Here is a 15,334-nt window from a genome sequence, read left to right on the forward strand (position 1 = left end):
GTTAAGCAAGCCTTTGAAAATGACAGAAGGCAAAAGTCTTTTATTTAACAAGTATTATGAAATTAATGAAGACTCTTCAGAAATTCGTGTAATACTAAACTGCATTTTTGGTTCTAACACTCTACTTGGTTATGTTAAGCCCTTTAAGGAAAAGCATTACCATAATCTTTTTGATTTATTAAATAACGAAGAAGTATATTATGAATTCTATGAAGAGTATCAAAAAACTAACATAGATTTCCTTTTATCGCATGATGTCATAAAAAAAAAGTAAAGACGGACAGCTATCTATGCCAAATAATGATTTTAAAATTATACTAAAATCACTATGGGAATATCGAGCTTGTTCTTATTGGCATTATTCTGAAAAAGGAATGAGGTACCTTGATGAGATGTTAAATAAAGGTTGGCTTATAAAAAATGACAATTTATTGACGAAAGAAGAGAAACGATACTTTAGCTACTACATGGATAATGAAGAGTTCACCAATGGATTTGCATATCGAAACCTCTATGCTCATGGTTGCATTATTTCCGAAGAAGATACTGAGAAACATCATATCGCATATTTGGTTTTCTTACGACTTTTAACTATACTAGTTTTGAAAATTGAAGATGATTTATGGTGCGCAACAAAAGCCTTTATTACAGGGATATTATCAACCACAAAATGAGATATTTTAGAGATATAGAAATCTGTTGGAGTGAGTCTTGCACATAAACCCATAGATATTAAGAGTAAGTAACTAAGTAAGTAATCAAAATTAAGCAGCATAATGTTTAAGTTTAATTCCCAATGTATCCCCAACAGCCGCCAATACCCTATTGACGGTGTAAAAGAGGTTGTCGTTACTTGCATAGTCCTGCGGTCTGATCTATTTGGTCTTCATTATCCTCCACAAGGCTTCCGCAAGGTTCAGGTGCGGGGAATACGGCGGAAGGTAAAAGAGGAAAAGCCCACGTTTCTCCCACAGTGCTCTCAGTTCCCGCACTTTCTTGTTCCGATGTACGCTAGCATTGTCAAGCACGATGAATGTATCTCTTTTTGTGCGCAAGGAAAAGTCATCGAGGTACTCAACGACCTTGTCCGCGTCAATGCTTTCAGTCGTGGTGAATCCATGATAGCGGTTGTTTCGGTCTATCATGCCGAAGATGTTGATTCTTTGTGCCTTTTGGGAAGGGACATACACATCTTCGTCACGGAATTGCCAACCGTAAGGCACATAGCCTTCTGTGCATACATGACTTTCATCGGCATAATAGAGGTCTATTTTGCCGTCTCTGTTCAGATGTTCAAGTTCTTGCAACTTCTCGCTCTTATACGCATAGAGTTGCGGCGAGGGTACTCCCCTTGGGCGTATTCTTATTCGCTTATATCTTGCGCCAATGCTGATAAAAACGCTTGAACGTAAGGTCGCTCGCTTCCTTGCCCGTGGCTTTCTGCCAGGCTTCCCTGGCTTTGCTCACGCTCTGCCTGTCCTGTTCGATGGCTTTGCGGACAACTTCCTCGTCCGTACAGTCCATGATAGGTTTGCGCCCACGGCCGGGGCGGATCTGCAAGCCGTTGATGCTTTCCGCCAAGAAACGTTTTACCCAAAAGTTGACGGACACATGCGACATTTCTGTCTGCAAACCTATGGCCTTGCTTGAAAAACCTGCTGATTTGAGCAATACGGCACAACAACGCATCCGGAAGCAATGGCTCGAACCATTTCGGAGGCCTGCCTCCAAAGATAAGAGTTCGGAATCCGTTAATGTGATTGATTTGACTTTGCCCATAGAGATAGCTTTGAGGATTATCAGGCAAAGGTATCAAATATTTATGATATAAACTAATTATGAACATCTACTTATCTGTGAAGAATAAAACTGCCACACAAGTCAACCATGAAGTATGTCCAGACACCCCTTCACCCGGAAGCCACCGCAACTATAGCTTGAAATTCATTGCAATTGGGCGCAACAATCACACAACCGCCTTCACGGATATCAACCCCTTTCGCCTTGCCGAAGCAAGGCGAAACCACGCCAGGTCACACATAAGGCCAGGAGAGAGACATTGAATGATTGAAATAAATGGAAGCCCGGTTGTGGCATGGCCAAGACATATCGACGCAATAAGCCAAGTGCCGCAATTGAGCCCGACATACAGCTCAATCACGGCACTCGTTTTTCCGGGCCCATCCGGCCTCAACACAACTCATCTTGCCACAATGAAAGCGCTCTGGTAGGGCTCAAGATGCAGTTGCACAGTCTTTCCCGCAGTCATGCTTGCCTTTTTGCGCTCCACCGTATAAGGGTTCCATATCTCAGCCGTGCCAAATTTTGTACGCAGGGTCACGGGAGCATCATAGTCGTTGCTGCTATGGTTGTAAACGAAATATATGTCGGCCCCATCGGCCTGGCGATGGTAGAAGCAAACCTTGTCAGAAGGTTTGTCGGCACTACGCAGCGCAAGGTCAGGCCCGATGCCATGCCGGCGCAGCCCTTCGGCCACGGTCTCCCCACGGTTGCACCATATCACAGGCACACCGCCACGCTCCAGCTGCTCTATCTTGCGCTGCGCCTCGGCAGATACGAACGTGCGGTCCTGTATTACAAGTGCCTTGTAACGCATTCCGCCACTTACGGCCAGCCTGCCCTGTGCCGTGTCCTGCGATGCAACCGAGAAGCGGTGCATCAGAGCGTCATACGTGCAGACATCAAAGTTGTAGCCCTCTGGCACGATAGGCAGTTTATACGCCATTGTCTTTAGCGGCAAGTCCTCGCCCAGGTATATGCACAGGTCTACCACTGGCCTGCCCTCACGCAACAGCTGTGAGCAGCGTGCCTGGTAGTTCCAGAACTTGCCTGACGTGGCCCAATTGGGGTTTAGGCGGTGGAAGATGTACGGATGCTTGCTGTTGTCGTCGTCATATTTACGGTCGAGCCAAGGCTGATATGAAGATGCGCAAACCACAAACTCGTTTGTCCCCTTGCAGTAGGCAAGGTTGGCTATGCGCAGCAACTCGTCCCAAGTAGAACGGTAAGGTGAGTCTGTGAAAGCCTCGGCCGACGCAATGGCGTGGCCATAAAGGTGGGCGGCCGACGCCGCATCAAGGCAATCGTAGTTGCCGTTTGCCTGGTAAGCCCAAAACTCTCCCTGAGGCTTGTCCACACGGCCTCGGCACGATATGTTGTCGGCGTCGATGTTGAGCATGGCCTGCGACGTGAAGTTCACGTCATCATCATGGCACAGGCGGGCAAAGGTGGAATAAAACTCACTGCTGATTGTCGACGCTATGGCCTTGCGGAAGTCGAGCAACATACGCTCCGTCTTGCCCCTGTCGCCCACGATGTACCCGGCAAGGGCGGGCAGCCACGTGGTTATGTCATACCCGTTGATACGGCTGAACCGTTTCTCGAAGCCTTCCACCCAATTCTGTATGCCGGCCTCATGGCTGTCCATGGCCATGCCGTCGGGCTTGCAGCCAATTGCCGACAGGGTATCGCAGATGGCACCGAAGTAATGGTCATAATGAACCCGTGCAGCCTCGGCCGACATCACGCTGGCCTCCAGGCCAAGCAGGTTTTTGCGCCCGTGCTTGGTGCGCCCGCCCGTAGGCACATGGCCAAAGCGCATTATGTGCCACGTGCCCGGCTCAAGTGTCAGCGTGAGGGTGCCGTCGGGCCCCACCAGCCCCGACACATCGCTCACCGTTGCGGGGTCTACGGCCCCAGTGTTTCCCCCCTCTTCGTGCGGGTAATACACCTCTGTTCGCAAACCGGCCTTCACCTGCCAGTTGTCTATGCGGTCGCGCGCAGACAGGCGCACGTTCTCTATCTGCAGCTTGTTCAGCTTGCCTTCGCTGTCCATCCAGTCGTGCAGCCTCACCCTGAAGTAGCGTCCGCTTACAGATGGGAAGCTCACGGTGCGCTCCTTGCTCTTGTGCCCTATCACATTTTCTACGGCAGGCAACTGCGCGGCCCGCTCCCATGTCTTGCCGTCGACACTGTATTCGAGGTCGCCTATAGGCGGCAGGTCAACAAACCCAGCCCCGAAATAACGCTCCCGGGGCCTGCCCGGAATGTTCATCGAGCCCGTAGAGCCCTTGCCGCGAGGGTTGGTGGCATAGCTTATCGCGGCTATGCTCAAAGTGCGCCCGGCATCGTAGCTTATTGTCAGCTGGCGGTTGTCCTCGGCAGTGAGCCTGCGCGGCTCTATGCAGATGTCTTTCAATGACTCCCGGTCGGGAAACATCACAGTGGCAATGTCCGAGAAGCCCTTACCCGGATATGCCAAGCGCAACGTCACGCTCTGCCGCTCGGCCACCGTGACCACCGTATCGACCATGGCGGTCTTACGCATGCCAAGCTCCGGCGTTATCCATGGGCCGCCCGACACGTAGCCGTTGCTTGCGGCCACTTCAAACGTAAGGCCCAACTGACGGGCCTTGCGGGCAGCATATTTCAGCATGCGCCACCACTCAGGAGACATGGACGGGAACGCCCCGGCCGCATCGCCGTGAACCTGGTCATAGAAAACCACGCCACCGACACCCTTCTCCTTGAATGCCTCAAGGTCGGCGTCGATGCCCTCTTCCGTTGTCTCTGTCTCGCCATGAAACCACCAAACCTTGGTGCGGGCCTCGTCGGAAGGACTGACAAACCGTTGCCACAAGGCGTCGTCGGCCGCCACCGATGCCATGGTTGCCATGGCCATTAACGTAGTCAATAGTCTTTTTTTCATTATGTATAAGATGTTTTGCAATTACTCTATATTCGGGCAAGCAACTTGCCGGGCACATTGAGCTGTGGCAGACCGACAAAAGCCTGCGCCGGCCACACAGGGCCACGTCACCTAAGGCCATGGCCGCTGCTGCCATGCCCACAAGCCCATGACGGCAGCAAGGGAGCCTGCCCGCGGTTGACAACCGTAACTACTTGAAAAAACGAATTCATCCATGTTTTATTATGCAATTCAAAAAAAGTAAAAACGCAAGCAGCAGAATATCTCACGCCACCGACAAGCATCACCCTTGGCAGTGCCTGCCATTGCCTCCGGCCCGAAACAGCCGTTAACATTTTTATGTTAATGGCCCTAACAGCGCCATGCGCTCGCAACCGACTGACAGGCAGCACATTGCAAAGCCAGCCATGCGAGCCTGCAACCAACACCGTTTCAGGCGCCGAAACAGCCTGTTCTGCAGTGCCGAAAGAGCCGTTTTGGAAGGCCAAACGGCAGGAGCGCCAAACCAACGACGACCATGCCTGCGTCGGTTGCATATTTGCAAGCAGGCCTGGATGCCGGCATCCGCCAACCGTCGGGCACCCGCCATAAGCCACCGGCAGTGTAACCACCACAAGCAACCGCCACGTCATTCTGTAACCAACGTTGCACTTGCCGACTTCAAACCGTCGCACCTTGCAGTGACCCTCACCTTTCCGGGCTTACGCGCAGAGCGCACAATGGCCATGGCGAACCCCTCGTAAAGCGCTTTGCTGTTGCCACAGAACAGCTCACCCGACGAATGGTCGCCGTTGTCAACGGCAATCAGGCGCGCAGCTCCCTCAACTTCAAAACTAACCCTACCTACAGCCGTAGGCACTACCCTGCCTTTACGGTCGACGGCATACACCCTGACATACTGCAAGTCCATGCCGTCACCCTTCCATCCAGTGTTTTCAGCGACCATCTTCAAGCTTACCGGCTCACCCGCCGTCTCAACACGGTGGCGCGCTACCGGCTTTCCGTCTTTCCTTGCCACAGCCTCAATGGCACCGGGAACATATTCAACACCTTTCCAAGTTATTATGTTCGGCTTGCGCTTGTTGTCGTTACGCTTTGTTCCGAGGCTGTTGCCGTTGACAAACAACTCCACTTCGTCTCCGTTTGTATAAACGTTCACCGTATATTTCTTGCCCGGCTCTCTGTTCCAGTGGCTCGTTACGCGGGTCTGCCCCACTGTTATGTCGTTCCACAATAGCGTGTCAACCTTGCCTGCTATGCCTATATGCACCAACGGCTCCTCGGGCTCAAAGATGCTTTTCATAAGGTATGCCTGCGAGTTTGGCTCCAACGAATGGCGGAAAAACGAATAGTCCCAACCCTTCTTGGGCCAGATGTTAGACTCTCCCCAATACTCTATCGCCCCCCAGTAGGCCAGCCCCACCATCTTGTCGCGATCCATTCCGAAGTAAGGTGCCGACAGTTCGTTTGTCGTGGCTTCACTCTGATAAACAATCATGCCGGGAGCTTTCTCCAGATATTTGCCATAGTCTTCCCAGCAATAGTTGAAGCTGGCAACCTCGGTCTTGGTGGCCAGTTCGGGCGGGACGATGTTCTGCTCCATCCGAAACTCCTTGCTATGTTTCACAATGCCGTTGGCCCTGGCCGGATACATGGCCACGGTGGTCTTGCGCGTAGGGTCAAAACGCTTTACGAGGGTGTTCATTATGTTGTAAGCCGTAACGCCCCAGTCGCGCGTGGGAAATCCGCACCGCTCTTCCTGAAACTGAAGTTCGTTGCCAAGGCTCCACATGATGACACACGGATGGTTGCGGTCGCGCTTCACCCACTCTATCACATTCTCCCACCAGATGGATGTCCACGGCCGCCGGCCGGCCCAGGCAATGGTGTTACTCCACTTGTCGTACAGCTCGTCGACCACCAAAATGCCTTTCTCGTCGGCCAGACGCAAAAACGATTCGCTGTAGGGATTGTGGCTGGTGCGTATGTGGTTGAAGCCAAACTCCTTCAACCTGTCCATCATCCGCGCTATGCTTGTCTCATAGGCAGCCACTCCCACTGCACCGTAATCTTGGTGGCAGGCCACCCCCTTCAGGAATATCTTCCTGCCGTTGAGCTTTAGGCCGAAGTCATTTGAAAACTCAATGGTGCGTATCCCGAACCGTTGGCTTACCTTGTCTACGGTCTTCCCGTCGAGCACCAACGCCACTTCGGCCGTATAAAGGTCGGGCTTTTCAGTCCACCACAGGCGCGGATTGGCTATTGACAACTGCGGCAGGCCAACCTCTACCGTAGGCTGTTTGCTGTCTTTGGGCGCGGCCACCTCTGACCGGCCCACCACCTGACCGTCTGGCGAGAGTATTGTCGTCTTGACGACAAGGTCGCATTTCTTGTTTCTTATGCCCTCCACCTCAACTTGCACATCTACCGTTGCCCTCTGCTCCGACACTTCAGGCGTTGTGACATAAATGCCATGGCGGGCCACCGATACGGGGTTCTTGACCACAAGGTGCACATCGCGATAAAGCCCCCCTCCCGTATACCATCGCGAATCGGAGGCCTCGCCTGTGGAACAGTGCACTGCCAGCACATTGAGCGTGTCGTACTTAATCAGCCCGCTGACGTCGGCCTCAAAGCCAAGATAACCATAGTCCGTACCGCCCACCTTAGTTCCATTGAGGTAAGCATCGCCGTGCAGCATGATACCTTCGAAGTCAAGGACGACACGCTTGCCCTTCCAATCGCCACTGGCGGCAAAAGTCTTGCGATACCAAGCCGTGGCCATATCCTTGAACCCGCGCGAACGGCTCGCCTTCTCGTTCCACGGCATCTCTATCTGGAAGTCGTGTGGCAAGTCAAGGCTGCGCCAGGAAGAATCGTCGTAGGCAGCGGCCTGTGCACCGTCGGTCTCGCCGAGCTTAAATTTCCAGTCGAAGTTCATCAGCATCGACATCCTTTCGCCCTCGGCCATAACCGACGCCGAAAGCATAAGCCCGGCCAAAACCATTAAACATTTGTTTCTATTCATAGTCGTTAAGTTGTTTTATCATTATAAAAAATAGCATTTTACGTCATCTGCCACCGTCAGCTTGAAGTGCAACACAGCCGGCATGATGCAGCCCGATGATATAAGTAGCTGTTCAAAATTAACCGATACAATAGACCTTGCAGGTGTCCTCTATATCTTTGCCACCATCTTGTGTGCTCTTTCGGGCCGCATACCAAAGTCTCATCGGTTGCGTAGCCCGCTACGCTCTCTCTTCGGACTTGGGCATGCATCTCCTACATAGCGCACAATTTGATGGCAATTAATTTTGAACACCTACTTATAAACGCATTTGAAACACAAAATTGCATGGCTGAAATCATTCTGAACAGACAACCGGCATTGACCTCACCAAGCTACAGGACATGCTGTCAAATCTCCTGCCATTGACCATCACGCCGAGCATCATCATCCCACTGCACCCGTCGATTGTGGCCGAAGGGTCGGAGGCTTCGACATCGGCATCCTTCAGTACGAACGACTCAGTGTCACGCATGAACATAAACTGGCCGCATCTGGCCTTCACCCGGCTCAACAGCACGTTGCGCAACGGTTGTTCGGGCAAGCCTACCGCCTTGACAAGCTGCGCGCAACTGTCTATCCTAACGTTGTCAACGACAATGGTGTTGAAGTCGGGCGTGGCCTCGGTTATCTCCCTCACAGGATAGCGCCGGGCCAAATCGCCTCCCCACTTCATCGAACCGAGCATGTCGCAATAAAAAGCTGCCCCCGTGACACGGGCCCGCACACGCTCAACAGTGACGTTGCTCACGCCCCCGCCCCTTGTCCGGAGAGTCTTGAAGCGAAAAGCCTGGTCGGTGCCGTCGAACACACAGTCGTGGCAGTAAACGTTACGCACACCTCCGGCCACCTCGGTTCCGCACACTATGCCGCCGGCACCGCGCAGGGCAAGGCATTTCCTCACAACAACATTTTCTGTGGGCCGGCCAACGCGCAGACCGTCGACACCACGCCCCGATTTCATTGTGTAACAGTCGTCTTGGCAATCGAGCGAGCAATATTCTATGAGCACGTTTCTTGACGACTCCACGTCTATGCCGTCGGTGCGCCCGTGTCCGTAAGAGCTTACGGTGACACCGCGTATGATTACGTTCTCGCAGTACTGCGGAACGACGTTCCAATAAAGCCCCCGCTCAAGGGTAACGCCCTCTATCAGCACGTTGCGGCAGTTTATCGGGGCTATGGTCTTGGGCAGGAACACCTCGCCGTCATTGTTCTCTCCGTCGAACACCCGCTCCGGCAAAGGCATCTCACCATTGCGGCAGATGGCCTCTATGTTCAGAGCCTTGGCACTGTTGTTGGCAAAAATCTCACAGTCGGTTGACGGCCCGATTATCTTTCCGCCGCCAGTGACCGCTATGTTCTCGGCATTGTTGGCATAGATGAACGCTCCGAGCGAGTATATCTCTATGCCCTCGTCGCGAGTGAAGACCACCGGGAGATAGTCGCGTATGAGCCCGCTAAACCTCAGCACAGCCCCTTCGGGAATGTTCAGGCAAACGTTGCTCTTCAGCTCGATGCGCCCCGTGAGCCATTCGCCGGCGGGGATGACCACCGTTCCGCCCCCATCCAGACTCATCTTGTCGATGGCTTCCTGTATGATGCGTGTATTTGTTTTTCCTTTTTTCAGTGAGACAACTACCTTGCGGTCGGGGAACTCGGGCCGCCGGAGCTGCGGCATGGCAAAGGGAGCCGCCACCGCTTCTATCTCTTCGGGCATGGCGCCGGGCCCGACGTCGGCACGCGATGGCACAGCATAATCTTCGATACGCCACTCGTCTACCCAATGGATTACGGGCTTGCCGTCGGCATCAAACGTTACCGGCAGGAACACATAGCGCGAACCAGCGGTTGTGTCCCACTTGGTGCGCTTCATGCCAGTCTTGTCTTTTGTTTTCGGTTGTGTGAAATCGCGTTCAAACGGCTTGCGCCCCTTGTAGCGGCGCTCGTAGTCGCGGGCTATGCGCACAGGTATGTCGGTGCCGGCAAGCGCAGGCAACCATCGGTCGGCAAGGGCCACATAAAGACCTGTTCCGGGAATCCTGACCACCGACGATATCTGTGAGCCAAACGAATCGCTGTACTTATCGCCAACGTGGGGGCAGCCCAAGTCGGTGTATTCGCCATGGTATGAGTCGAACACACACACCCTCGACGGGTTGGGCACATAGCCGGTGGTGCCGCTTGTGAACATATAGTGGCGTCCGTTGCGCACGAAATGGGCCGGGGCCTCGCGCGTATAGGGTGGCAGCAAACCCACGAAGTGCTCGGAATAGTTGCCGTTGGTGCCAAGAAAATCGTCGGTTAGCTCTGCACAAACCATCTCCCAGTGTGGCCGCTCAAACCATACATAAGCCTTGCCGCTGACTTCATCTACATACATATCGAAGTCGCCGACACCGAAACCCTCAGGCTTGAAGCTCCTGACCAGCGCGTATGGCCCCTCAAAACGGTCGGCCTGCATTATGACAAAGTAGCCGTCGGTATCCATCGACTTTATCCAGCACACCCACTTGCCTGTCTTCCGGTTGTAGATGATGTGCGGGCGGTCAAGAGTCTGCGAATAATGGAGTGGCGAAAGCGGATTGACAGTATCTGGCTTTATGATAAGCCCGAGGTCTTCCCAATTGTAGAAGTCGGTGGAACGGTATGCCCTGATGCCCCATGTCCACACGTTGGAGCCCAGAGTTGTCTTCTCCTTGTTCTCACCATACCAGTAGTAAACACCGTCTTTGACCAATATCTGCGGTGCATGTGCTTGTATGGGCTTGCCGTCGGTGTCGAGCCACAGTTGCCCGGGCCTGACACTATTATACGCCTGTGCGCCAACGGGCAAAAGCCCAACCACAGACAACATAATGAAAAAAGCCAATCTTACCATCACCAATTCGGGTTTTGTTTTAGGTTTGGGTTCTTAAGTATCTCTGTCTGCGGTATTGGGAACAAGTACATCTTGTCGTCCCACTGCCGGTTCACCTTGTTCCTGGTGTATGTCACGGTGCCGTCGGCAGCTGTGGTGAGCTTCATCTCCGTTATACTTGTGAAGTGCTTGTCGGCCTCTTCCCAGCGGCGCACGTCCCAAAAGCGATGGCCCTCGAAGGCAAGTTCAACCATCCGTTCGTTTTTGTAACGTTCCCAGAATGCGCCGGGGGCCGTGTCTGTTATGTCGCCCACACCGGCACGCCTGCGCGTCATGTTAACGGCCTCGAGGGCAGACACGGGCAAATCGGGAGTCGTTGCCGACACACTGCCGGTGTATCGGAACATGGCCTCGGCATAGTTGAGCCAAAACTCACCCACCCGGAACGTCAGCCAAGTGTGCGTGGCATCCTTCATCGTACTGTTGCTTGCCAGCGAAATGCTGCCATTGCACAGCTTCTTGAGATAATATCCAGTAGGAGTGGCGCCCTCAAGCGGCTCACCGTTAGCCCCGCCATAATAGGTCTGGAGGGCCTTCGACTGGTACGACGGCCATACGTCGCCATTGGTTGCCACCGTAGCAGCAAGTCGCGGGTCGCGGTTGGCATACGGATTGGCCGGGTCGTAGCCCGACGCCGGGTCGCCTATTGGCCTGCCGTTTATCATGTCGTAAGCGTCGACGAGGGTCTGGGTTGGACAGTTTCCGCCTGCACCGCCCTCAATGCCGGCAGGATAGTTGTAGCCCTCGACAAGATGGTCGCCGGCCGATGACGATGAATATCTGCGCCCGAAGATTATCTCCTTGACAATAGCCTGAGTGTTGTAAGACCGTGAATTCCACAAGTCTCTGTAGTTGGCGGTAAGCCCCTTGCCCCGCTCCTCGCAGGCATCGAGCAGTTGTTTTGTGTAGAGTGCAGCCGCATGGTAGCGCCCGTTGTCGCCCGATGGATTGAACAGCGGACTGGCCCAATACAGAGCAGCACGCGCTTTCAAGGCCATGACGGCCAGGCGGTCGGCGCGCCCGGTCTCCTCTGTGTCAAGCGCGTATTCACCCAAGTCGGAATAATCGGCAACTATCGAGTCCTGTATGGCATCACACTCACCTATTATAAATGCAAAGATGCTGTCTGAGGAGGCACGGGCCAGGCTGTTGACTTCATTGGGAGACATCACGCAATCGATGAGTGGAACCCCTCCATAGGTCTTAACGAGGTTGAAATAAAAGTAAGCACGCATGAAACGGGCCTCATACCTGTAGTTTTCATAGCGGTGCATCTGGGCCCGATAATCGGGGTTGTACTTAAGTTCATCAAACACCTCGCCTTGAAACTTATCCAGAAATTCGTTGGCCGTTGCTATGCCTTGGTACATCTTGACCCATGCCGACGGCAGGTCTTCCTTAGCATTTGATGGGCTCCACGCCCCATTGTAGAAGTCCTCAATGCCGTTGCCCATCTTGCTATATTCGCTCTCGTCGGAAGCCGAGGCAAGCATGGCACCCGAAGAAAAGTTGCCGAAGTCGTAGTCAACATAGTTGTAGAGGGTTGTCATGAAACCGCCCACGTTCCCGAAGTTCTTTACAATATAGTCTCTGTCGTATATGTTATATTCCTTGTAGTCCATCCTGTCGCTGCACGACGAGAGGAAGGTAAAGGAAGAAACGGTGGAAAGGCAAAGAGCCACAGCCCAACCTTTCCGGCTTATGCATAGCTTCATAATCGAATTATTTATTATTTTCGTATCTAAAGATCAATCCAACTGCCCTCGCATTGCGTCAGAACGTAACGCTCAATCCAAGGGCCACACTCTTGTAAACCGGGTAAATGCCCAAAGCCTCCGGATCGTTTTCCTCGATGCTGTCTATGCTGAAAAGGTCTGTCCCGCGAACGTACAGCTTGGCACCGTTCACAATCTTTGTGGCCTTCAATACCGACTGAGGCAGGTTGTAATAAACTTCGAGGTCGCGGAGTTTAAAGAACGAGCGGTCTTCGAGCCAAAGCGTAGAGTTGCGATAGTTGTTGGCGTTGCTTTGACTGCTAAGCCTCGGAAACCTGGAGTCTTTGTTGTCGGGCGTCCACCGGTTGTCATAAGCATACTGCGAAATGTTGGTGTTGCCGATGAGCGGCCAGTACATGCTCTTGGCATTAAGGTTGGCAGTATAGCGACCTACACCTTGAAACAGGGCGTAAAGGCCTATGCCCTTATACTCAACACCCAGGCGGATGTTGTAGAACACACTCGGCACCGTGCCATTATTGCCTATGGCAATGGCATCATTGGCGTCTATCTTATTGTCGCCATTAACATCTCGATACTTTATGTCGCCAGGTCTTACCGTAGAAAATGTCTGTGTGGGGCTGGAGGCAATGTCGGCCTCATCGGCAAAGAAGCCTATGGCCTCGAGTCCGTAAATCTGTCCGACAGAATGGCCCGTCTGCACAAGATTTGGATAAAGGCGCGGCTCTTCGAGCTGTTCTTTTATTTCATTGTGTGTAAGAGTCAGGTTACAGCCCAAGTTAAACGCCACAGGGCCAAACTCTTTTTGGTAATCAAGTCCCAGCTCCAGTCCGCGGCTGTCCACTATGCCCGCGTTCTCATAAGGGGCAACCATTCCTATGGCCGTTGAATACTTGCCTGCAGACGAGACCCATATGTCTGTGCGATGCTGCATGTAGAGGTCGAGGGTGACATCAAGAGAGCCAAAAAGCCTGGCATCCATTCCAACATTATATTTGTATGCCTTCTCATGACCGGGGTTGACCGTAGCCAACTGCCCCAGACCGGTTGATGTAAAGTCGGTATTCCAGCCGCTGTCGAATGGATAAGTTGCACCTGTCATGGTGTATTGCTGCTCATAATACGACCACACATTGTCGCCCGGAAGATAATCGGCGTTGATAATGCCGGCCGAAGCACGTAACTTCAGAAAGTCCACCCAGCCAACATCCTTCATGAAATCTTCGCGAGAAACGATCCATGCGGCAGAGACTGTTGGCGAGAAATTCCATTTAGAACCGGGAGCAAGGCGGCTGCTGCCACTCTCAACCAAGGCAATGTCTGCAAAGTAGCGCTGTCTGTAACCATAGTGTGCCCACAATGAAACATCCTGACGATATACCGTGTTGTTCACTCCCTCGGGATCCTCGTATTCATATTTCCATTTCAACTGTGTGTAAAGGCTGTGGTCGCCAAACTCACGCATGAACTTAAGCCCTCCGTCGAAATGAAACCTGCGGCTATAAGTTTCGACACCGGCCTCATCGCCCATCGGACTGTCAACACCATACGTCTGTTCGGTGCTTGTGGGCTCGGCGGCGGCATCAGGCCAGTTTGGCACAACAACACTGTAAACGTAGGTCTTTGAATGGTCTTCAAATATGTTTGCCGTGTTGTCATAGCCTGTACGAACAAATGCCCCGAGCCCCTTGAGCCAACTGCCGAGGTCTTGACAGATGGAAATATCAGCATAGAGTGAGCGGGAATGATTCTTGTAATAAGCCGCCCCCGACGACTGGGCAACGGGATTAAGCGTTCCCGCCCATGTATTGCTGCCGCCCCAAGTTCCGCCGGAACTCTTTACCGGAAATGCAGACGCGGGCAATGTGTAAACCATATCCCACAGGTCTGCCTGATTGCCAGGGCCGGATTCTTCGGCCAAGACTCCGAGCAGATTGACTTTGACGAGAGTGGTTGGGGTAAGATTTATGTCCATGTTCATGCGCATATTGCCCTTAACATACTTGTCCTGAGTGGAATACCCGTCGTTGTTGTCATGGTTCCTAACGAACCCCTTGTCGGTAATGAGGTCTACCATGGCGTAATACAAGAACTTGTCTGTACCACCCTGAAACTGCAGATTATACTTGTTGGTCATTGCACGGTCGCGAAATGTCTCGTCAACCCAGTTTACATTGGGATAGAGATATGGGTAAGTGCCATCGCGCAAAGCGTCAAGCTCATTGCTGTTATAACGCGAACTGAGTCCGTCGTTAGCCCGGGCCTCGTTGATTGCCTTGCCGTATGTATAGGCATCGACAAACTTTGGCTTATTGATGATGCTGTTGAACAGATGGTCGTAAGTAAACTTGATGCTTCGCGAGTTTGATTTTCCGCGCTTTGTAGTGACAAGCACCGCGCCGTTGACACCCTTATAGCCATAAAGAGCCACTGCAGCCGCATCCTTGAGCACGCTCACCGAAGCCACCTCCTCGGGTGTGACGGTGGTTATGTCGCGCTCAATACCGTCAACGAGTATCAATGGCGAGTCGTTGCCATTGAGCGTTTGCAGGCCTCTGACGTAGAACGTTGGGTTCTGCGTGGCATAGCTTCCGCTCCCCAGAAGGGATATAAGGCCGTTGCCTTGGCCAATTATGCTGTTGCCGATGTTCTTTGCACTGCGTCTGTCTGTATCACGCTCGGTAATGACGGAGACTGCCGCCGTAGACTCTTCACGCGTCAGCACCACTTCAGCCCCCACATCTACAGGCTGCCCGACAAACGATTCGACCACCGTGGAGTCGTTCTGCGCCGATGCAGGAGCTGCCATCCCTGCAAGCAATGTGAATATGATGGAATATCTTTGATTCATGTTTCGTTATTATTAATATGATGTTCTGCAA

Annotated in this window: 8 protein-coding genes and 1 pseudogene; 2 read left to right on the plus strand and 7 right to left on the minus strand. The window is 52.7% G+C overall.

The window, feature by feature from the left end; translation table 11 throughout:
• Positions 1–274 (plus strand): annotated as a pseudogene (locus tag M3089_RS11370) (hypothetical protein); the annotation flags it as partial.
• A gap of 100 nt (positions 275–374) precedes the next feature.
• On the plus strand, positions 375–674 hold the full coding sequence (locus M3089_RS11375; protein ID WP_249084207.1) for a hypothetical protein: 300 nt from the start codon (positions 375–377) through the stop codon (positions 672–674).
• A gap of 201 nt (positions 675–875) precedes the next feature.
• Here M3089_RS11375 and M3089_RS11380 read toward each other — a convergent pair whose 3' ends face one another.
• The 7 genes from M3089_RS11380 to M3089_RS11410 all read right to left on the minus strand — a co-directional run bounded on the left by M3089_RS11380 (position 876) and on the right by M3089_RS11410 (position 15,303).
• Complete coding sequence (locus M3089_RS11380) at positions 876–1,394, minus strand: IS630 family transposase (protein WP_317236440.1); 519 nt, start codon at positions 1,392–1,394, stop codon at positions 876–878.
• Positions 1,372–1,779 (minus strand): COG3415 family protein, encoded by a 408-nt coding sequence (locus tag M3089_RS11385; protein WP_249084208.1) that lies wholly within the window; start codon positions 1,777–1,779, stop codon positions 1,372–1,374. Before M3089_RS11385 ends, M3089_RS11380 begins: the two co-directional genes overlap by 23 nt.
• Positions 1,780–2,200: 421 nt before the next feature.
• Complete coding sequence (locus M3089_RS11390; RefSeq protein ID WP_249084209.1) at positions 2,201–4,729, minus strand: glycosyl hydrolase; 2,529 nt, start codon at positions 4,727–4,729, stop codon at positions 2,201–2,203.
• Positions 4,730–5,357: 628 nt separating this feature from the next.
• Positions 5,358–7,757, minus strand: a complete 2,400-nt coding sequence (locus M3089_RS11395) for a glycoside hydrolase family 2 TIM barrel-domain containing protein (protein ID WP_249084211.1) — start codon at positions 7,755–7,757, stop codon at positions 5,358–5,360.
• A 337-nt stretch (positions 7,758–8,094) separates the two neighbouring features.
• Positions 8,095–10,677, minus strand: coding sequence for a glycosyl hydrolase family 28 protein (locus tag M3089_RS11400; RefSeq protein ID WP_249084213.1), 2,583 nt, complete (start codon positions 10,675–10,677; stop codon positions 8,095–8,097).
• The gene (locus tag M3089_RS11405) at positions 10,677–12,338 is read right to left on the minus strand and encodes a RagB/SusD family nutrient uptake outer membrane protein (protein ID WP_249084273.1); all 1,662 of its coding nucleotides are present in this window, start codon (positions 12,336–12,338) and stop codon (positions 10,677–10,679) included. Before M3089_RS11405 ends, M3089_RS11400 begins: the two co-directional genes overlap by 1 nt.
• 151 nt (positions 12,339–12,489) lie before the next feature.
• A complete protein-coding gene (locus tag M3089_RS11410; RefSeq protein WP_249084214.1) occupies positions 12,490–15,303 on the minus strand; it encodes a SusC/RagA family TonB-linked outer membrane protein in 2,814 nt (937 codons plus the stop codon).
• Between the last annotated feature and the right edge of the window lie 31 nt (positions 15,304–15,334).

This window comes from Marseilla massiliensis (assembly GCF_023336985.1).
GTDB classification, from domain to species: Bacteria; Bacteroidota; Bacteroidia; order Bacteroidales; family Bacteroidaceae; genus Prevotella; species Prevotella intestinigallinarum.